At 70.0% G+C, this 18,780-nt stretch carries 17 protein-coding genes; 9 read left to right on the plus strand and 8 right to left on the minus strand.

What is annotated here, in order from left to right:
* Positions 1-67 precede the first annotated feature (67 nt).
* Positions 68-1,426, minus strand: coding sequence for a TerD family protein (locus AC1HFH_RS19145; protein ID WP_480244163.1), 1,359 nt, complete (start codon positions 1,424-1,426; stop codon positions 68-70).
* A gap of 160 nt (positions 1,427-1,586) precedes the next feature.
* Here AC1HFH_RS19145 and AC1HFH_RS19150 point away from each other — a divergent pair, with 160 nt between their 5' ends.
* On the plus strand, positions 1,587-3,179 hold the full coding sequence (locus AC1HFH_RS19150) for an AMP-binding protein (RefSeq protein ID WP_480244164.1): 1,593 nt from the start codon (positions 1,587-1,589) through the stop codon (positions 3,177-3,179).
* Here AC1HFH_RS19150 and AC1HFH_RS19155 read toward each other — a convergent pair.
* Positions 3,172-4,002: a helix-turn-helix transcriptional regulator gene (locus AC1HFH_RS19155; protein WP_480244165.1), complete on the minus strand. Its 831-nt coding sequence runs from the start codon at positions 4,000-4,002 to the stop codon at positions 3,172-3,174. The genes AC1HFH_RS19150 and AC1HFH_RS19155 overlap by 8 nt on opposite strands.
* Before the next feature lie 100 nt (positions 4,003-4,102).
* On the opposite strand from AC1HFH_RS19155, the gene AC1HFH_RS19160 reads away from it, so the two are divergent.
* The gene (locus AC1HFH_RS19160; RefSeq protein ID WP_480244166.1) at positions 4,103-4,645 is read left to right on the plus strand and encodes a YceI family protein; all 543 of its coding nucleotides are present in this window, start codon (positions 4,103-4,105) and stop codon (positions 4,643-4,645) included.
* Between the two features lie 360 nt (positions 4,646-5,005).
* On the opposite strand, the gene AC1HFH_RS19165 is transcribed toward AC1HFH_RS19160, so the two are convergent.
* The 4 genes from AC1HFH_RS19165 to AC1HFH_RS19180 form a co-directional block, all read right to left on the minus strand.
* Entirely contained in the window at positions 5,006-7,543 is a 2,538-nt protein-coding gene (locus AC1HFH_RS19165; RefSeq protein WP_480244167.1) for a GmrSD restriction endonuclease domain-containing protein, read from the minus strand.
* Between the two features lie 100 nt (positions 7,544-7,643).
* Positions 7,644-8,960 (minus strand): hypothetical protein, encoded by a 1,317-nt coding sequence (locus AC1HFH_RS19170; RefSeq protein WP_480244168.1) that lies wholly within the window; start codon positions 8,958-8,960, stop codon positions 7,644-7,646.
* Between the two features lie 113 nt (positions 8,961-9,073).
* Positions 9,074-9,529, minus strand: a complete 456-nt coding sequence (locus AC1HFH_RS19175; RefSeq protein ID WP_480244169.1) for a PTS sugar transporter subunit IIA — start codon at positions 9,527-9,529, stop codon at positions 9,074-9,076.
* A gap of 34 nt (positions 9,530-9,563) precedes the next feature.
* A complete protein-coding gene (locus AC1HFH_RS19180; RefSeq protein ID WP_480244170.1) occupies positions 9,564-9,794 on the minus strand; it encodes a PTS sugar transporter subunit IIB in 231 nt (76 codons plus the stop codon).
* Positions 9,795-9,966: 172 nt separating this feature from the next.
* Between AC1HFH_RS19180 and AC1HFH_RS19185 the strand changes: the two genes are divergently transcribed.
* The 5 genes from AC1HFH_RS19185 (at position 9,967) to nagB (ending at position 15,371) form a co-directional block, all read left to right on the plus strand.
* On the plus strand, positions 9,967-11,310 hold the full coding sequence (locus AC1HFH_RS19185; RefSeq protein WP_480244171.1) for a PTS transporter subunit EIIC: 1,344 nt from the start codon (positions 9,967-9,969) through the stop codon (positions 11,308-11,310).
* Between the two features lie 3 nt (positions 11,311-11,313).
* The gene (locus AC1HFH_RS19190; RefSeq protein WP_480244172.1) at positions 11,314-11,583 is read left to right on the plus strand and encodes an HPr family phosphocarrier protein; all 270 of its coding nucleotides are present in this window, start codon (positions 11,314-11,316) and stop codon (positions 11,581-11,583) included.
* Positions 11,583-13,247, plus strand: coding sequence for a phosphoenolpyruvate--protein phosphotransferase (ptsP, locus tag AC1HFH_RS19195; protein WP_480244173.1), 1,665 nt, complete (start codon positions 11,583-11,585; stop codon positions 13,245-13,247). Before AC1HFH_RS19190 ends, ptsP begins: the two co-directional genes overlap by 1 nt.
* A gap of 166 nt (positions 13,248-13,413) precedes the next feature.
* On the plus strand, positions 13,414-14,604 hold the full coding sequence (locus tag AC1HFH_RS19200; RefSeq protein WP_480244174.1) for an N-acetylglucosamine-6-phosphate deacetylase: 1,191 nt from the start codon (positions 13,414-13,416) through the stop codon (positions 14,602-14,604).
* Complete coding sequence (gene nagB / locus AC1HFH_RS19205; protein ID WP_480244175.1) at positions 14,592-15,371, plus strand: glucosamine-6-phosphate deaminase; 780 nt, start codon at positions 14,592-14,594, stop codon at positions 15,369-15,371. The genes AC1HFH_RS19200 and nagB overlap by 13 nt, the downstream gene beginning before the upstream one ends.
* A 369-nt stretch (positions 15,372-15,740) precedes the next feature.
* Here nagB and AC1HFH_RS19210 read toward each other — a convergent pair whose 3' ends face one another.
* A complete protein-coding gene (locus AC1HFH_RS19210) occupies positions 15,741-16,403 on the minus strand; it encodes an HD domain-containing protein (RefSeq protein WP_480244176.1) in 663 nt (220 codons plus the stop codon).
* 181 nt (positions 16,404-16,584) lie between these two features.
* A complete protein-coding gene (locus AC1HFH_RS19215) occupies positions 16,585-17,244 on the minus strand; it encodes a class I SAM-dependent methyltransferase (RefSeq protein WP_480244177.1) in 660 nt (219 codons plus the stop codon).
* A gap of 101 nt (positions 17,245-17,345) precedes the next feature.
* On the opposite strand from AC1HFH_RS19215, the gene AC1HFH_RS19220 reads away from it, so the two are divergent.
* Entirely contained in the window at positions 17,346-17,894 is a 549-nt protein-coding gene (locus AC1HFH_RS19220; protein WP_480244178.1) for a TetR/AcrR family transcriptional regulator, read from the plus strand.
* 162 nt (positions 17,895-18,056) lie between these two features.
* The gene (locus AC1HFH_RS19225) at positions 18,057-18,761 is read left to right on the plus strand and encodes a hypothetical protein (protein ID WP_480244179.1); all 705 of its coding nucleotides are present in this window, start codon (positions 18,057-18,059) and stop codon (positions 18,759-18,761) included.
* The last annotated feature ends 19 nt before the right edge of the window (positions 18,762-18,780 follow it).

Consider the following 18,780-nt stretch of genomic DNA (forward strand, 5'->3'; position numbering starts at 1 on the left):
CACGAACAATAGCAGCAGACCGTAGCCATGACTATGTATCGAGCCCGGTGGACGACGCCACCGGTAGCTACGCCTTCCCCTCGACACATCGCCCCGAGTAGTGCGAGAGCCCTTCCCCGTGCGCCTTCTTGCTACGCCCGGTCGGGCCACTCTTCGGTGACCGCACCCAGGCACCGGCGGTGTCCAGGCCGGGCATGCGTTCACTGAAGATGCGGCTGTAGCGGGTGGTGCCGTCGACGGTGAGGATGCCGTCGCGGACGTCGATATGGGCGACGGTGGCCCAGAAGGAGTTCTTGCCGTTGCCGATGCGGACGGTGATCTGGTCGGCGTCGGGGCCCGGCATGCCGTCGGGGCCGGGGCGGCCGTAGCGGACGCGGACGCGGGGGCGGCCGAATTTGTCGATGGCGCCGACGCCGTTGTCGACGGATTGGTAGACGTTCAGGAGCAGGTCGCCGTTCTCGGTGGGCCGGACGACGACCTGTTCGGTGGCGGGGCTGTTCCCGGCGCCGGGACCGCGGCTGTCGCCCTGATGGTGGATGTAGGGCCAGGTGTTCAGATCGCCCTGCCGACCCGGCTCACCGCTGAGGACGACGTAGTCGCCGGTCTCCTCGTTGCGGCAGAAGAAATAGACGTCCAGATCGCCGGTGCCGAAGCGGGTGACGCGGCCCGAGGCATCGTATTCGGCGCCGCGGCCGTCCCATTCGAGGCCGACGGTGAGGACATAACCCGGATCGCCTTTGCGCAGATCGATGCGGGCGGTCTTGTCGGGTGTGTCCTTGGTGAGGACCACATCGACCTTGCGCAGGTCGACCGCACCGGCGGCGGACGGTCCCGGGCCCTCCGGCGGTGGGGCGCAGGCGCCGCATACCCCGGCAGCCATCGCTTCTGCGGTCTTGTCGGCATCGGCCGCCGGTTCCGTGTCCGGTTCCTCGTCGACGTCGATCCCGTGGTCGGTGGCAAACGCCGCCAGCCCGGCACTGTATCCCTGCCCGATCGCGTCGAGCCGCCACCGCCCGTTGCGCCGGTACAGCGCCACGGCCTGCAGCACGGTTTCGGAGTCCAGGCCGGGCGGGGTGAAGGTGTGCTGTTCGGTGTCACCCGCCACCACGACCCGCAGCCCGGTGACGGCGCCGAACGACACCCCCTGCGCCTCGGTGCTCCCGGCGACGAGCACCCGGTCGATATCGGCGGGGACGTCCGCCAACGAGATGGATACCGCGGCGTCCGATTCCAGCCGGACTCCGGGGGCGGCAGGATTGTTGAAGAAGACGAAATCCGCGTCGGAGCGCACCCGGCCGGAGGTGTCGAGCAGCACGGCGGAGATGTCGACCGCCCCGGCGGGACCGTCGGCTTCGAGGACGACCCGATAGCGCTGATCGGCGAGATCGGTCTTCGACCCTTTGGCCAACACGGCTGCAGTACTCATCCGAAATCCTCTCCCCTGGGTGCTCGCGACTGTTTCCACGATTCCACAACGGGCATATCGACGGGTATCTCCGGCCGAACCCTTCCGGCACCCCTTGCCGAGGACTAGAACACGTTCTAACTTAGGTGTGGCTCCCGACGCAGGCTCGAAAGGCACACCCATGAACTCTGAACTGCACGGCACCGATGTCGACCGGCTGCATCAGGAGCCGTACCCCGTCGACCAGCTGATCCGGTCGCTGGACTACTACGCCGAGCGCACTGCCGTCCACATCGGCGAAACGAGCCTCACCTACGGCGAGATCCGCGACCGGATCAGCCGCTTCGCCCAGGCCTACACCTCGCTCGGGCTCGGAGTGGGTTCCCCGGTGGCGATCCTTTCCGCGAACCGGCCCGAGGTGCTGATCGCCCAGGGGGCGAACGCGGTGACGGGAGTCCGGTTCGCCGCCCTGCATCCGATGGGGTCGGAGGACGATCACGCCTACGTGCTGGAGGACGCCGGGATCGAAACCCTGATCTACGACCCGGACAAGTACGAACAGCGCGCGGCGGCACTGGCGGCGCGGATACCCGGGCTGCGGAATCTGCTCGCGCTCGGGCCGACCGCAGCCGGAACCGATCTGCTGGAGGTGGCGCAGCGGTTCGCCCCCGCCCCGCTCACCGCGCCGGAGGTATCGCCCGACGACACCGTCAGCCTGGCCTACACCGGCGGTACCACCGGCAAATCCAAGGGCGTGATGCTCAGCTTCCGGGGCAGCGCCACCCTGCTGCGCATCCAGATGAGCGAATGGGAATGGCCGAGCGAGACCCGATTCCTGGTCTGCACGCCGCTCAGTCACGCCGGCGGGGCCTTCTGGAACCCGACCAGCCTGCAGGGCGGTTCCATCGTGGTCCTGCCGGGCTTCGATCCGGCGGCGGTGCTGGCCGCCATCGAGAAGTATCGGATCACCGCAACGATGCTGGTGCCGACCATGCTCTACGCCCTGCTCGACTACCCCGACCTGCACAAATACGATCTGTCCAGCCTGCAGACGGTGTTCTACGGGGCGTCGGCGATCTCGCCGACCCGGCTGGCCGAGGCGATCGAGAAGTTCGGCCCGATCTTCTTCCAGTTCTACGGGCAGGCGGAATGCCCGATGACCATTTCGGTGCTGCGCAAGGCCGACCACGACCCGGCCCGCCCGGAACGCCTGGCCAGCTGCGGCCGCCCGGTGCCGTGGCTGCATGTGGCGCTGCTCGACGACGACGGCAACGAGGTGCCGCGCGGCGAACCGGGCGAGGTCTGCGTCCGCGGCCCGCTGGTGATGAAGGGCTACCTGAACAAGCCGGAACAGACCGAGACCGCCACCGAACACGGCTGGCTGCACACCGGCGATATCGCCCGTCAGGACGACGAGGGATTCCTCTACATCGTCGACCGCAAGAAGGACATGATCGTCAGCGGCGGTTTCAACGTCTTCCCCCGCGAAGTCGAGGATGTGCTGTCCACCCATCCGGCGGTGAGCGCCGCCGCAGTGATCGGCGTCCCGGACGACAAGTGGGGTGAGGCCGTGAAGGCGGTTGTCGTGCTGCGCAACGGATCCGCCGTCGAGCCCGCAGAGCTGCAGGCACTCGTCAAGGAACGCAAGGGCGCGGTCTACACACCGAAGTCGATCGACTTCGCCGACCGGATCCCGGTGAGCCCCCTCGGCAAACCGGACAAGAAGGCCTTGCGGGCCCAGTACTGGTCGGACACCGAACGTCAGGTCAACTGACCCGTCCCGAGGCCGACACCAGTGCGCCCCCGGCCAGCGGGGTGCGATCCAGCAACCACACCTCGACGGTCTGATCGACCGCCGAGGTCAGGGTGGTCACCTCGACAGAGGTTCGGCCGGCGCTGGGGTGCGCGAGGGTGAGGGTGCCGGAACGGGACAAGGCGACTCGGTGTTCGTCCCAGCGGCAGGCGAATTCCGGATAGCGGTGCAGATCCCGTACCAGGGAGTCGATATCGGGATCATCGGGCCATTGCGAGCGGGCGGTACGCAGGGCCGACACCACCATCTCCGCCGCGACCGGCCAGTCCGGCCAGTGCTCGACTGCCTGCGGCTGGGAGAAGAAATAGGTGGCCAGGTTCCCGGCGCCGGTATCGTCGAGGATGCCCAGGGGCTCGACGAACTCGCGCCAGGCGGTGTTCCAGGCCAGGATGTCGAGCCAGCGGCCGACGACGAAAGCCGGAGTGGGGTCCATGGCGTCCAGCACTGCCTGGACCGCGTCGGAGACCTTCTCACGCGCCTGGCCGGACGACGGGCAGTCCTTGCCGCGTTCCGCCGCGACCGCCAGCGTGCCGAGGTGATGCCGTTCCACCTCGTCGAGCTGCAATGCCTCGGCCAGGGCGTGCAGGACGGAGGCCGAGGGGTTGGTATCGCGCCCCTGCTCGAGGCGGGCCAGGTAGTCGGCGCTGACCCCGGCCAGGGCGGCCACCTCCTCGCGCCGCAGGCCGGGCGTGCGGCGGCGACGCCCGGCGGGAAGTCCGACATCCCCGGGTTGCACACGGGCACGCCGAGCGATGAGAAACTCGGCCAACTCCGATCGTGACACGCCACCCTCCTGTCCGGCTCCGGACCGGTTATCCGCGCCCCAGCAGTCCCAGGATAACAACGGTGTGGCTAACCGGACCACGGTCCGCGAGCCTGGACATATGACGACTTCCGAACAGACCACCCTGACCGCCGGCTCCTGGACCCTGGACCCGGCACATTCCGCCGTCAACTTCACCGTCCGCCACCTGGGGATCTCCAAGGTCCGCGGCCGGTTCAACCGGTTCGAGACCGGCTTCGTGGTCGACGAGTCCGGCGCCGCCGCCGTCAGCGCCACCGTGTACCTGGATTCCTTCGACACCGGCAATGCCCAGCGCGACGAGCACGTCCGCAGCGCCGAACTCCTGAACGTCGACCAGCGGCCGACCCTGCGCTTCGAGGCCACCGAGCCGTTGCGGGTCACCGAGGAGTTCGAGGTCACCGGCCTGGTCACGCTCGGTTCGGTCAGCAAGCCGGTCACCCTGGACGTCGAATGGGGTGGCATCCAGGTCTTCGCGCAGACCGGACAGCGGCACGCCGGCTTCACCGCCACCGGCACCATCAAGCGCAGCGAATTCGACGTCGCACCCGCGCTGCCCACCGCGATGCTCAGCGACAAGATCGCCATCGAACTCGATATCCAGTTGGTGGAGCCGCAGGGCTGACCTGCCCCTCGCCCGGGGCCGCGGTGGACCACTACCGCGGGTTCCGGGGCTGGGCCGACGCCCGCCCACGCCCGTTCGAGTGGGAGCGGCGCCCGATCGACGTAGGCTTGGTGGGCCGTAACATCGTCACCACCACCGACGCACTGTTCCGACACGTCGAGGACGACGCCCACGCCGACGCCGCGACCAGGGAGACCCTGCGTTACCGGCACGCCTTGCGGACCGGCTACGACCACACTGTGGCGCGGGGGCTCACTGCAGCGACCGCGGTCGAGGTGTGCGGGATCATCAAGAATCGTCAGATGCGACTGCGCGATCTGCCGGGTACTGCTGACTGCGCCGTGACACCACCGTGCCCGGTCATCCGGCCAACGGCATACCTTCCTCGATCCAGCTGTAGGCCTGGATCTTCGCGGGGGTCGGATCGCTGACGACCTCGCTGACCAGCTCGCCGATCTGCTCGGTGGTGAGCGGATAGCCGCGGTCGGCGGCGCCACCGGCCGCCGACCACAGTGAGGCGAACAGTTCGGCGCCGCCGAGCCGGGCGGCGAGCGCGCCGGCGACCTCGGTGGCGGTTTCGGTGACCCGCCGAACCAGGGTGAGCGCCAGCTGTTCCGGCGACGGATCCGTGCTGCCACTGTCGAGCTGGGCGTGCAGCCAGTCGCCGGGGATGCGCGGGTGCGGCCCGACCACTTCGCCGAGGTAGTACCGCCATTCACCGATTTCCCCCTCGCCGAAGGCGTGGGCGAAGAAGGTGCGGGTGAGCGCCCACAGGGCGATGTAGCGCAATGCGATCCGCTCGGGTTCCGGTTCGGCGCCGCCGGCCAGGCGCGCGTTCTCCAGCAGCGTCCACGCGTATCCATACCAGAGCGGTTCGGCGTCACCCAGCCAGGTGGCGGGCAGCCGGTCGGTGAGTTCGGCGATCGTCTCGACCGGCACGGCGCGCGGATCCTGCGGCAGGGCCGCCCGGCCGGCGGACGGATCGCCGGACACCTCGGCGCGCAGTTTGTCGACGTAGCCGCGCAGCGCCTCGATCGAGGTGAACACCGCATAGCCGAGTTGCCCGAACCGGGCCAATTCGGTGGCGCCGGGGTCGAGTTTCAGCACCACCGGCATGCCCATCCCCTGCTGCAGCCCGTCCGGCCAGAACGCCTCGGCCACGGTGAGTTCGTGGCCGGTCGCCGGGTCCGGAACCTCGCTGTCGAGCAGCGGGTAGGCGAATCCTTCGGCGACGAGCGCATCCACCAGCGCACCCACTTCCGCGGCGATGGCGTCCTCGACGGCCACCACCTCCACCCGGACCGGGGCCAGCACCGGCTGGTCGACATCGCCGTCGCGCAGCCGGCCCAGGAACCGGTTCGCGGCGGCGGACAGCAGTTCCCGGCGGGCGGCGAGAAAGTCTCGGTAGCGTTCGATCCGCCACAGCTGCGGATCCATCGGAATCCACTGCGCGGCAAGCGCACCGGGATGCCGCCGTTCCACCTCGGCGAAGTAGTCGCTCGGCGCCCGGTCGGTGAAGTCCGGGTCGCCTTCGCGGGTGAGGAAGCAGAAGTTGGCGATGGCATTGATCTCGTTGCGGTCGTAGCCTGCGGCCCGCAGCTGCTGTTTCGGGAAGATGTGGTGGACGTGCAGCGCACCGTGGTCACCGAGGGTTTCGGCCCGCAGCTCCACACCGGTGCCGAAATCGCGGGCACCGGCCACCCGGGTCAGCAGGTACAGCAGCGGGTAGAAGCGGGAACCGCGGGTGGCACCGCCGAAATCGTCGGCGGTGATGGTCAGATTGCCGCCGCGCAGCCGTTCCAGCCCGGTGATCAGGGCGTCGACGCCGCCGTTCGCCGCGGTGTCGTAGTCCTGCTGCAGATAGGTCTCGGTGGATCCGCTGAACCGGCCCCACAGTGCGGAATGCACGTACCAGTAGAGCACCCGGTCCAGATGGGCGCGGTCGGTGAACGATCCGCCGGCGAGCTGCAGCAGCCGGGTCACCACCGGAACGGCATAGCGGCCCATCAGCACCCGGTCGTGGTCGAGCCCGAGACGACCGGACGCCGCATCGAGGAAGGTGTCGACGTATCCGGAGGCCTCGTCCAGGGCCTGTTCGAAGGCCTTCGGCGAAACGTCGCCGAGGGCGGAGAACGGCGCCCGGCCGGTGGCCACCGCGGTGACATTGCGGAGCAGCCAGTCCAGGGTGAACGAATACCCGGCCTTGTCCCAGCGCAGCAGGTGGTCACGCAGATTTCCGCGGGCGGCCGGCCATTGTGCGCAGAGCGTGGCCAGCGCGAGATCGCCCTTGGAGAGTTTGGTACCGCCGGAATTGACCCGGTTGAAGATGTCGACCACTTCGTCGACGGTCCGGTCCGCCCCGGTGATGGTCTCGATGTTGAACTCGCGATTGGTGATCTCGCGCACCGTGTTCAGCCGGTCGAGATAGCCGGACAGGGTCTGCTGGTCGATATCGGTGAACCGGGCCAGATAATGCATCGGGCCGCGGGCGAACAGCTCGGTGACCTCGACCCAGGCCGGATTACCATCCATCCGGGCGGGCGTATAGAACTCGAATGCCTCGCGTTCGACATCGAAGCAGAGCCCGGAGAACGCCGACGAATCACCTTCGAAGAAGGGGGGTTCGGCGCCCCGCAGGATGCCGTACAGGGTGGTCACCCGCTGCTGGCCGTCCAGCAGCAGTTGCCGCAGGCCCGGCGCGGTGCCGCCGCTGCCGCGCACCGCGACCTCGTCGGACCCGGTCTCCCACACCAGCAGACTGCCGACCGGATACCCGAGGTACAGCGACCGCATCAGGCCGCGCACCTGGTCCCGGGTCCACACATATCCGCGCTGGAACTCGGGCAGCAGCACCGCACCTGAATCGATCTGGTCGAGCAGTGTGGAAAGACGGGTCACCGGCAGCCTTTCGGATCGCGTTTTGCTCGGCAGCCTACCGTTGGTCACGGTATCGATGCCCGGCGATCGACCCGAGGTATTTCTCTCCGGCGACGGCGCCTCACTCCGCGGGCACGGAATCGCGTGCCGCGCGGGCGATCACTTCGACGGCGAACAACGCCACCACCGTCAGCACGGCGATCCAGGCGACCACCGCGCCGGTCGGATAGGGCCAGAAGATCAGTGCCAGGGCGGCGACCGCGAACACCGTCAGGCGCAACACGATGACGTTGCGGGCGGCGAACCGTTCGAATGCGGTCGCCGGCCGATCGGAGTGCCGCGCCCGCTCGGCCAGCCGGCCGATGCCGGCGCGGACCGCGAGTGCCGAGCGCGACGATCCACCGAGGAATCCGATCGCCGCCAGTACCAGGCCCAGCACCGCTACCGCCCGCAGCGCCAGTCGCAAGGGGTGCGCCGCGGCGTCGAATACCGCCCGGACCGTGTCCGGGGCCACCGCATCGGACGGGATCGTCGCCGGTGCCCGGGCACCCGCCACCAGGAGGGACACGGCCAGCAGCAGCATCGACAGCACCAGGGATACGCCGACCAGCCCCAGCGCGGTGAACCACCGGCCACGAGGCGCCGCGAGCACGGCACCGGCGGCGAGACCGACGCACAACCACGGCAGGACCGCCGCCAGACCGTCCAGCCAGCGCACCCACAGTTGGGCACGGACCAGGTCCGGTGATTGGAACAGCACGAATTCGCCGTCGAGATCTCCGATGCGGTCGGCGAACCGGAAGCCGCGGTCGTCGAGCTGTTCCCGGACCACGGCGAGGATGTCACGCAGCGGCACGCTCACCGTGCCGTCGGCGTCGACCTGCACGGTGCCTTCGCCGGTGAGGACGTTCACCACCCGGGTGTGGGCCTGCCGGTTGGCGGCGGTCCACAGGTCGGCGAAACGGTCGCTGCGGACCGTGCGCAGGGCCACCTCGTGCACGAAGGTCTCCGACTGCGACGCCACCAGCGCGGGCAGCGAATCCAGGGCCCGTTCGGCGGCCGGGCGTTGCACTCGCCCGGCGGCGATATCGTCGAGCGCGGTGGCCGTCAGTTCGCGCACGTCCACACGGTCGAGGATCTCGCGGGTGATCCGGTCGGCGAGGGCGTTCTGCACCTCGGGGTCGTCGGGCAGCGGCGCCACCACCGCGACATAGCGATCGGTGTCCAGCACGACGCTGCGCAGATAGCGGGCGAGTACCGCGGCATTCGCGCTCAGCACCAGCAGGACCAGCAGGACCGCCGTCGTCGTCCAGCGCAGGGTCCGCCGGCGGCGGCGTGGCCGGTCCTCGAGTGCGGACCGCAGGCGCTGCAGTTCGGCACGTTCGTCGTCGCCGAGCGGCTCGGTGCCGGGTGTCGCTTCGAAATCGTCCGACGTCATCGCGTCCCCGTCCTCGCGTGGTCGCGTGATCTTCCCACTGCGCGACCCCGTCCGGCCGGGTGCCACGCCGGGACTGTCCGGTGGTGCCACCCGCCGGCACCACCGGACCCGGTTCACGGTGAATCGAACAGCAGCGCACCGGCTTCCACATCGGTACCGACCACCGCGGAAGTCACCGCGTCCTTGGCTGAATCCATCACCACGATCGGGCAGATCGCCGAATAGCCGGTCAGATCGATCTCGGTCGGGTCGAAGCGCACGATCGGCGCCCCGGCGACCACCTCATCGCCCTCGGCGGCGAGCAGTTCGAATCCGGCCCCGGCCAGTCTCACGGTGTCGATGCCGAGGTGTACCAGGACGCCGGCACCGCCGCCGAGGATCACGAAGGCGTGCGGATGGAGCTTGACGATTTTGCCGTCGATCGGCGCGACCACCTCGAGCGGGCCGCGGTCGCGGTCGGGATCCACGGCGACGCCGGAACCCACGAGCTGACCGGCGAACACCGGGTCCGGGGTCTGCCCGATGTCGAGGACCCGCCCGGGCAGCGGAGCCAGTACGGGCACACTCATGCGATCACCCCGCCCGGCCCGGTCGCCCGCGTGTTCACAGCAGGTCCTCGATATCCTCGGCCAGGGTGTCGGCCTCGGGGCCGACGACGACCTGGACCACGGTGCCGGACCTGAGTACACCGTGCGCGCCGGCGGCCTTCAGCGCGGCCTCGTCGACCTTGCTGCCGTCCTGTACCTCGGTGCGCAACCGGGTGATGCAGGCTTCGATCTCGACGATGTTGCCGGCGCCGCCGAGGCCGTCGACGATCGCTTCCGCTTTGGACATCCGATTCTCCCTTTCCACGGGTTCGACCGCACCAGTATGCGAGCCGCTCGGTGTTACCTGCGCCATATTCGCCGGTTGACATCCGGCTCCCACCTGGTCAAACTGACAACTGGTTATGACCGGATAGTACCCGTTGGCGCAGCGCCGGACCACCGGCACGAAGAAGGTCGATATGACAGCGGTAGACAGCCCGAAGAAGGAATCGCCGGTGTTCGCCGGATTGCAGCGACTCGGCCGCAGCCTGATGCTGCCGATTGCGGTACTCCCCGCGGCCGGCATCCTGCTCCGGATCGGCCAGGACGATCTGCTCGGCCGATTCAGCGCACTCGAGACGCCCGCAGCCGTCATCTCTGCCGCCGGGCAGGCCGTGTTCACCTGGCTGCCGCTGATCTTCGCGGTCGGCATCGCGATCGGCTGGGCCAAGAAGGCCGACGGTTCCACCGCACTGGCCGCCGTGGTCGGGTACATGGTCATCGACGGCGTCTTCGACGCCATGTCACCGGTGGTGCTGGCCGGGAAGACCGACCCGGCCGGCGACCAGGCGATGATCGACTACGGCGTGCTGGCCGGCATCGTGATGGGCCTGCTCTCGGCGATCCTGTGGCAGCGGTTCTACCGCACCAAACTCCCCGAATGGCTCGGCTTCTTCAACGGCCGCCGCCTGGTACCGATGCTGACCGCGGTGACCGGGCTGGTCGTCGGCGTCGGGATGGCGTTCCTGTACCCGGCGTTCAATGCCGGGCTGACCTGGGTCGGCGAGACCGTCGCGAACAACTCGGTACTCGGCGGCGGCATCTACGGCACCGCCAACCGGCTGTTGATCCCCACCGGGCTGCACCACATCCTCAACACCACCGTGTGGTTCCTGGTCGGCGACTACACCGACGCCTCCGGGCAGCTGGTCCGCGGCGACCTGAACCGGTTCTTCGCCGGCGATCCGACCGCCGGTACGTTCATGACCGGCTTCTTCCCGATCATGATGTTCGCCCTGCCCGCCGCGGCGCTGGCGATCTACCGCTATGCGCGGCCCTCGCAGAAGAAGCTGGTCGGCGGCATCATGCTGTCCACCGGGCTGACCGCGTTCGTCACCGGCATCACCGAACCCCTCGAGTTCTCCTTCATGTTCGTGGCCTGGCCGCTGTACGTGGTGCACGCGATTCTCACCGGCACCTCGATGGCCCTGGTGAATGCGCTCGGTATCCACGACGGCTTCCTGTTCTCGGCCGGCGCCATCGACTACCTGCTGAACTTCGGCAAGTCCACCGACGCGTGGCTGCTGATTCCCATCGGGCTGGGCTACGCGGTGGTGTACTACCTGCTGTTCAGCTTCGTCATCCAGAAGTGGAATCTGCGGACCCCGGGCCGGGAACCGGAGACCGACGCCGAAGTGGGCCGGCCCGACACGGCCGCGGCCGAAGCCGAGACGGCGATCACCGCGACCGGGGACACTCGGGTGGACGCACCGCTGGTCGCCCAGGTCGAAGCGGATCCGGACAAGAAACTGGAAGGTAAGTGACTCATGACCACACGTACCGTCGTCATCGGTTCACCCGTCGGGCTGCACGCCCGCCCGGCCGCCACATTCGCCCAGGCCGCCGCGGCCGCCCCGATGCCGGTCCGGATCTCGCTGGCCGGCGGCGAACCGGTCGACGCGACCAGCATCCTGTCGGTGATGACCCTCGGCGCCGAACACGGCGCCGTCGTCACCCTGCACGCCGACGGACCGGACAGCGACCGGGTGCTGACGGATCTGTGCGAACTGCTGGCCACCGACCTGGACGCCGCCTGATGGCCGAGCAGACGATCACCGGCCTCGGCGTGAGCCCCGGCACCGTGTGTGCGCCGTGGCTGCGGTTCGGCAACCCGGTCGAGACCTCCCCTGCCGATCCGGTCGGCGACTCGGTGCCCGAGGAACTGGAACGTGCCAAGGCCGCGTTGCACGAGGTGGCCGACGAACTGACCGCCCGCGCCGGCCGAGTCGAAGGCGTGGCCGCCGACATCCTCGCCATGTCGGCCACGATGGCTCGCGACCCCGGCATCATCGCCGCCACCGAGAAACACCTGGCGGACGGGATGCCCACGGCGCATGCGGTGCATCTGGCCTTCGACGGATTCTGCGCCAGGCTCACCGAGATCGGCGGCTACATGGCCGAACGGGTGACCGATCTCCGCGATATCAGTGCCCGCACCGTCGCGGTGCTGCTCGGGCAGCCGATACCCGGTATCCCCGCACCGGGCCACCCGTTCGTCCTGGTCGCCCGGGACTTGGCGCCTGCCGATACCGCACTGCTCGGGGACAGCGAGGTGGTCGGGCTGCTGACCACCGAGGGCGGGCCGACCAGTCACACCGCGATCCTGGCCAAATCGCTGGGCCTGCCCGCCGTGGTGAACTGCCCCGATACCGACCGGCTGATCGAAGGCGCGCCGGTGCTGCTCGACGGCGGCACCGGCGAGGTCGTCATCGACCCGACCCCGCAGCGCCGGGCCGCGGCCGCCGAACGGGCCGCCGCGCAGGCCGCCCGGATCGCCGCCGCGCACGGGCCCGGCCGTACCGCCGACGGCACCCCGATCCGGTTGCTGTGCAATATCGGCACCGTCGACGACGCCCGCCAGGCCGGGGCCGCCGACAGCGAGGGTGTCGGACTGTTCCGCACCGAATTCATGTACCTGGGCCGCACCGAAGCCCCCGGCCTGAACGACCAGATCGCCGCGTACACCGAGGTGTTCGAGCAATTCTCCGGCCGCCGCGTGGTGGTGCGGACCCTCGACGCGGGTTCGGACAAGCCATTACCGTTCCTCGACCTCGGTTCCGAGGAGAATCCGGCCCTGGGGGTGCGCGGGCTGCGGGTCGCGGGCGTCTACCCGGAGGCGTTGACCACCCAGCTCACCGCGCTGGCCCGGGCCGGCGAAGCCACCGGTGCGGATCTGTGGGTGATGGCGCCGATGGTGGCCACCGCCGGGGAAGCCGCGGACTTCGCCGCCCGGGCCCGCGCGGCCGGGATCGCGAAGGTCGGCGCCATGATCGAGATCCCCGCCGCGGCACTGCGCGCCGCGGACCTGCTGGCACATCTCGACTTCGTCAGCATCGGCACCAACGACCTCAGCCAGTACACCTGCGCCGCCGACCGGATGGCCGGTGGCCTGGCCACCCTGCTGGATCCGTGGCAGCCGGCGCTGCTCGACCTCATCGGCATGGTCGGCGCCGCCGGCGAGGCCGCCGGAAAACCGGTCGGCGTCTGCGGTGAGGCCGCCTCCGATCCGGCCCTCGCCCCGGTGCTGGCCGGGCTCGGCGTCACCAGCCTGTCCATGGCGGTTCCCGCGCTCGGGCCCGTCCGGGCCGCGCTGGCAGCCGTCGACCTGGACACCTGCCGATCCGCCGCCGACCACGCCGGCGCCGCCGCCGACCCGCAGTCGGCCCGCGCCGCCGCTGCTGCCGCCCTGGGGTCCCGGTGAACCTCCGTGCCCAACCCGGCGGGCAGCACCTACTGCTGCCCGCCCCCAGGCCGGGGCTCACCGCCGACCACGACTGCGGGCCGGTCGCCGGAGGGGCCGAGTCCACCAGCCGGGACATGGCCGGCCCGCCGCCGGGGCGAGGCTCCGGGGGACTCGGGAAGACCCGATGACCGGCCGCGTGCAGCTGCTTCGCGGGCGGGTGGTCGGCACGTCCGGTGGTGAGCTGGCCGACGGGATCGTGGAGATCACCGGTGCGCGGATCTCCTGGGTCGGTCCCGTGGCTGCCTACGGTGCGCCGGAGCTGGTGCCGGAACCGACGGCCGAGCTGGTGCTGCCGGGGCTGATCGACCTGCACTGTCACGGCGGGGCCGGGGCCAGCTTCCCCGATGCGGACGACGAAGGGGCGCGGCGGGTCGCCGCCCACCACCGTGCGCACGGCACCACTGCGATGCTGGGCAGCCTGGTGTCGGCACCGGCCGAGATGCTGGTGCGGCAGGCCGGGGTCCTGGCGGGCCTGGTGGAGAGCGGGGAACTGCTCGGCATCCATCTGGAGGGTCCGTTTCTGAACACCGTGCGCTGCGGTGCGCAGGATCCCGCCGCGATCGTGCCGGGCGATCCGGAGCTGTTCGAGCGGATCTGCGTCGCCGCCCGCGGCACGGTGCGGTCGATGACGGTGGCGCCGGAAACCCCGAACTTCGAGGCACTGCTGGCGGCCATGCGCCGGCACGATGTGCTCCCCAGCCTCGGCCACACCGATGCGGACGCCGCCACCACGAGCGCCCGGATCGCCGAAGCGGCCGGGGCGCCGCTGACCGCCACCCACCTGTTCAACGGGATGCCACCACTGCATCATCGCGCGCTCGGCCCTGCGGGCGCCTGCCTGGCCGCGGCCGGGCGGGGCGATCTGGTGGTCGAACTGATCGCCGACGGCGTGCATCTCGCACCGGACACCGTTGCCATGGTGTTCGACACGGTCGGACCGCACCGGATCGCCCTGGTCAGCGATGCGATGGCGGCCGCCGGGATGCCCGACGGCGACTACCGGCTCGGCGCCCTGGACGTGCGGGTGCGGGCCGGCGTCGCCCGGCTCACCACCCCCGACGGCGGCAGCGGCTCGATCGCGGGCGGTACCGCACGACTGCTCGATGTGCTGCGCTGGACCGTCCAGCAGGCCGGGGTCCCGCTCTCGGACGCGGTCACCGCCGCCACCCGGACCCCCGCCCGGCAGCTCGGCATCGACGGCGAGCGCGGGGTCATCACCGCCGGGGCCCGGGCCGACCTGGTCGTCACCGGCGCCGATCTGCAACCCCGGCGGGTATTGATCGCCGGAACGGAAGGACAGCCATGGAAATCGTGATCCGCCCGACCGCCGAAGCGGCCGCCGCCACGGTCGCCGATATCGTCGAGGACTATGTGCGCCGCGGTCCGGCCACCCTCGGGCTGGCCACCGGATCGTCGCCGCTCGGCGCGTACACCGAGCTCGCGCGCCGGCACCGGGAGAACGGCCTGGACTTCTCCGGCTGCCGTGCCTTCCTGCTCGACGAGTATGTCGGCCTGCCGAAAAGCCATCCGCAGTCGTACATCTCGGTGATCAGGTCCGAGTTCACCGAACATGTGAACATCGACCCGGATCTGGTGTTCGGCCCGAACGGGGAGGCCGACGATATCGCCGCCGAAGCGCACCGTTACGACACGGCCATCGCCGCGACCGGCGGCATCGATGTGCAGTTGCTGGGCATCGGCACCGACGGGCACATCGGCTTCAACGAACCGGGCTCGGCGCTCACCTCCCGCACCCGGGTGAAAACCCTCACCGCACAGACCCGGCAGGACAACGCCCGCTTCTTCGACGGCCCCGACGCGGTCCCGCACCATGTCCTCACCCAGGGGCTCGGCACCATCTGCGAAGCCCGGCACCTGGTGATGATCGCGCTGGGCCACGGTAAAGCCGCCGCCATCGCCGCGGCCGCCGAAGGACCGCTGGCCGCCTTCTGCCCGGCCTCGGTCATACAGTGGCACCCCCATGTCACGGTCGTCATCGACGAACCCGCTGCGAGCGAGCTGCAACTGGCCGACTACTACCGGTATGCCGAGGCCAACAAGCCCGCCTGGCAACGATTCTGAACCCGGCCGCTGCGCCGGACCGGAACCGGTCCTGCTGCCGGCGCCGCAGATTCGGCGGAACGCCCGCCACGCACCGGAGTGCGCACTGCTCCGCCCCAGCACGCGCCCACGGACCGGCGATTCGCCCACGTCGATACTCGTGGAATGCGGCCACCACGAAGGACGCCCGAGCCGACCCGGTCCGTGGCCTCGGCTCACTGCCTGTGGTCGGCTCGCCGTCCTTGCCGCCCGGGTAGCACATCGAGGCGGAACGTCCGATCTGCCGGGCAGCTACGCCGGCGCGCCCGCGACCACCGCATCGCCACGTGTACGGCCGCCGCCGCGAGCCGTTCGACGGGCGAACCCGCGCACGAAGTCGTGGCGATGACCTCAACTGCGTTCGTCGGCGACCCGTTCCGCTTCGCCGCGGTCGCAGCCGAACGCCGATTGGATGGCCCGGACCGCTTCCTCGTGGGATCCGGCGGAAAGCAATCGATCGATCTCGTGCCAGTCCGGTCCGTTCGCCCCGGTGCGCGGCGGGTCCTCGGACAGGCGCCGGTCCAGACGCTCCCACATCCGCGCGACCGTCTCGTCGCCGGCCAGCAAAGGTCCCAGATGCTCCCGGAACGTGGCGTATTCGCTGCGGTACATGCCCATCCAGCTGCTGTCCGGCGGGCTGGCCTCGGCGTTGGCGATGCGGTCGGCCAGTTTCAGGATCACCGCCGGTGGGTGCGCGGCGATCTTGCGATAGGCGTCGAGGTTGCGCTGCTTGCGGTCCGGCCCGACTCCGGTGACCGCCCAGACGAGGTGCCGGACCTCGGTGCCGAAACGGTCCTCCACTTCGTCGACGGTGACCGGGGTGTCCTCGACGACATCGTGCAACCAGGCTGCCACCGCGACATCACCGTCGTAGCCGAAGTCCGCCAGCACGCCGCGCACCGCAGCCAGATGCGTGACATACGGCTCGTCGGCGCCGAATTTCTGGTCACCGTGCGCCGCTTCGGCGAACTGCCGGGCCGTCGGCTCCAGTCGTGTCTCCTGCTGCGATTCCATCCAGCACCCCCGATCCGAGCGGTTCTGCCACTGCGGGCCAGCGTAGCCGAGCAACCTCCCCCGGGTGGCGAACTCGGCCACCGGAGCTCCTGGGTTGCGCTATTCGCACACAAACGTCCGGCCAACGCGATTTCTGCGGTTCTCTCGGCGGTCGTGTGCGAATAGCGCAACACCGCACCGGTCACGCAGATGGCTTGCGAATCGTGAGCAGCCCGCTCCACCGCCGCACCGTGAACTGTTCGTCCACGAAACCGGTGTCCTGCAAAGCTGCCCGGTACTGCCGGATATCGATCGCTTCGAAGGGATCGATATCGGCTCGGGTGACAATCCGGAACACGGACCGCACCAGGGCCGGCGGGTGCGCGTCGGCCAGCAGCAGATGCCCGCCCGGGCGCAGCACCCGCCACATCTGCCCGATCGCCGGGAGCCGCTGCTCCTCGGGTATGTGGTGCATGACGAACGTACAGGTCACCACATCGAATTCGCCGTCGCCGAAGGGCAGCTCCTGGGCCACGCCCGATTCGTATCGGTGGTGCCCGGCGCGATCCCGGCGGCGGCAGTCGGCTACCGCTTCCGGCGACGGATCAACACCCACCGCGGTCCCGGACGGGCCCACCACGGCACCGAGAGCACGCACCAGCTTGCCCGGGCCGCAGCCGACATCGAGCGCCCGGTCACCCGGGCGGGCCCCGGCGGCCGCAGCGAGCTCGGTGATCAACCGGCCGTGCCGACCGAGGAAGAACACGTCGGTGAAGAGGTTGTACCGGCGCAGGCCGTGCAGGACGAGACCGTCCGGTTCACCGGCGAACATGGGGACGCGCGAGCTGGTCGTGGTAGTCATGAACCCATGGTCGGCAGCCACCCAGCCCCGGACCAGACGCAATATCGGCCGGGATGTCCGTTACCGGACACTTCCGGTGGAATTGTCCCGCGGAGGATCCGATGAACGAGCACCCCGACCGCCGGGTCCGGCGCACCCGCGATGCCCTGCACCGGGCCCTCATCGAATTGATGATCGACCGCGGCTACGAGCGCGTCACCGTCAGCGACATCATCGCCCGTGCCGATACGGGCCGCTCCACCTTCTACGCCCACTATCGGGACAAGGACGACCTGCTGGTGGTGAGCTGCACCGAATTCCTGCACCGGGAGATGAACGCCACCCCGCCCGGCGACCCCCCGCTGACGCCGCTGCGCACTATGTTCCGCCTCGCCGCCGGCTATCCGGAGGTCTACCGGCCGCTGATCGGCCCCAAGAGCTCCGCGACCGTGCTGCGCGCCTACCGGCAGTCGACGGCCACCCTGCTCACTGAGCAGCTCACCGGCCACCTCGACCTGGGCGAGGACGACTTCGCCGAAACGGTGACCTTCCTGTCCTGGGGCCTGCTGGGGCTGCTGGGCACGGTCATCACCCCGACCGGGCCCACCCCGGCCGACACCGCCTGGCGTCGTTTCGAAGCGCTCTGCCGTACCGGGCTGCCGCTTCGCTGATTCCGCACCCGCGCCACCTGTCGCCCGGCACCGGGAAACCGAACAGCAGGGCGGCGGCGACCTGCGCACCGCGAGCTGTTCACGGTGCATTCATCTTCGGCCAGTAACCACATCGGGAGGATTCGACAGAATTTCGTTGCCGATGAGGGAAGTACCGAAACGATGACCGCACGTCACGCAAAGCCGAGCACAAGTATCTGGTCCACCACCGTCGCTGTGCCGATCGCCACGGCGTTCACCACAGTCGGTGTGGCCTCTGCCGCACCGCTGGGCCCCGACGCCCCCGGTGCCGTCGTGCACACGATGCCTGCCGAGGCCGAGGCGGCGACTGCCGCTGCGGCCCCGCAGCCGGGCCGTAGCGCCACCTCCGGCTACACCCAGGTCGCGGCTCAGCCGCTGATTCCGCCCGTGTACCTGGAATCGGAGTATCCGGAAACCGAAGTGCCCGCATCGCCGGAAGCCACGGCGCCGCTGCCGGCCGCGCCGGTCGCGTACGCGGCCGAGCAGGTAGCCGAGGAGCGGCTGCCGGCGTGGCAGGACGGTGGCCGCGGGGCGATCGAGAATGCCGCGGCGATCGGCGCCGGTATCGGCACTGCCGCCGGAGCCGTCGGCGGCGCGGCGCTGGGCGTGGCGGCAGGCGCGGTCGTCGGCGGTGTCGTCGGGGCTTCCCCGGCGCTCACCGGGGTCGGCGTCGCGGTAACCCCCGCCACCGTTCCGGCCGGAATCGTCGTCGGCGGCGTCGCGGGTGGCGTCATCGGTGGTACCGCCGGAGCGGCGGCCGGTGCCACTGCGGGTGCTGCCGCCGGTGCCGGCATCGGCGCCGCGGCCGGCTGGGCATTCCCCTCCAGCGTCCCGCGGGTGCTCTGACCGAGCCGGCGACCGGAGC

Source organism: Nocardia sp. KT25-26 (assembly GCF_056627695.1).

Excerpts from the sequence above, each read along its gene's own strand:
- AC1HFH_RS19145 (WP_480244163.1), bottom strand. The coding sequence starts at position 1,426 with ATGAGTACTGCAGCCGTGTTGGCCAAAGGGTCGAAGACCGATCTCGCC.
- AC1HFH_RS19150 (WP_480244164.1), top strand. The coding sequence starts at position 1,587 with ATGAACTCTGAACTGCACGGCACCGATGTCGACCGGCTGCATCAGGAG.
- AC1HFH_RS19160 (WP_480244166.1), top strand. The coding sequence starts at position 4,103 with ATGACGACTTCCGAACAGACCACCCTGACCGCCGGCTCCTGGACCCTG.
- AC1HFH_RS19170 (WP_480244168.1), bottom strand. The coding sequence starts at position 8,960 with ATGACGTCGGACGATTTCGAAGCGACACCCGGCACCGAGCCGCTCGGC.
- AC1HFH_RS19175 (WP_480244169.1), bottom strand. The coding sequence starts at position 9,529 with ATGAGTGTGCCCGTACTGGCTCCGCTGCCCGGGCGGGTCCTCGACATC.
- AC1HFH_RS19180 (WP_480244170.1), bottom strand. The coding sequence starts at position 9,794 with ATGTCCAAAGCGGAAGCGATCGTCGACGGCCTCGGCGGCGCCGGCAAC.
- AC1HFH_RS19185 (WP_480244171.1), top strand. The coding sequence starts at position 9,967 with ATGACAGCGGTAGACAGCCCGAAGAAGGAATCGCCGGTGTTCGCCGGA.
- AC1HFH_RS19190 (WP_480244172.1), top strand. The coding sequence starts at position 11,314 with ATGACCACACGTACCGTCGTCATCGGTTCACCCGTCGGGCTGCACGCC.
- ptsP (WP_480244173.1), top strand. The coding sequence starts at position 11,583 with ATGGCCGAGCAGACGATCACCGGCCTCGGCGTGAGCCCCGGCACCGTG.
- AC1HFH_RS19200 (WP_480244174.1), top strand. The coding sequence starts at position 13,414 with ATGACCGGCCGCGTGCAGCTGCTTCGCGGGCGGGTGGTCGGCACGTCC.
- nagB (WP_480244175.1), top strand. The coding sequence starts at position 14,592 with ATGGAAATCGTGATCCGCCCGACCGCCGAAGCGGCCGCCGCCACGGTC.
- AC1HFH_RS19210 (WP_480244176.1), bottom strand. The coding sequence starts at position 16,403 with ATGGAATCGCAGCAGGAGACACGACTGGAGCCGACGGCCCGGCAGTTC.
- AC1HFH_RS19215 (WP_480244177.1), bottom strand. The coding sequence starts at position 17,244 with ATGACTACCACGACCAGCTCGCGCGTCCCCATGTTCGCCGGTGAACCG.
- AC1HFH_RS19220 (WP_480244178.1), top strand. The coding sequence starts at position 17,346 with ATGAACGAGCACCCCGACCGCCGGGTCCGGCGCACCCGCGATGCCCTG.
- AC1HFH_RS19225 (WP_480244179.1), top strand. The coding sequence starts at position 18,057 with ATGACCGCACGTCACGCAAAGCCGAGCACAAGTATCTGGTCCACCACC.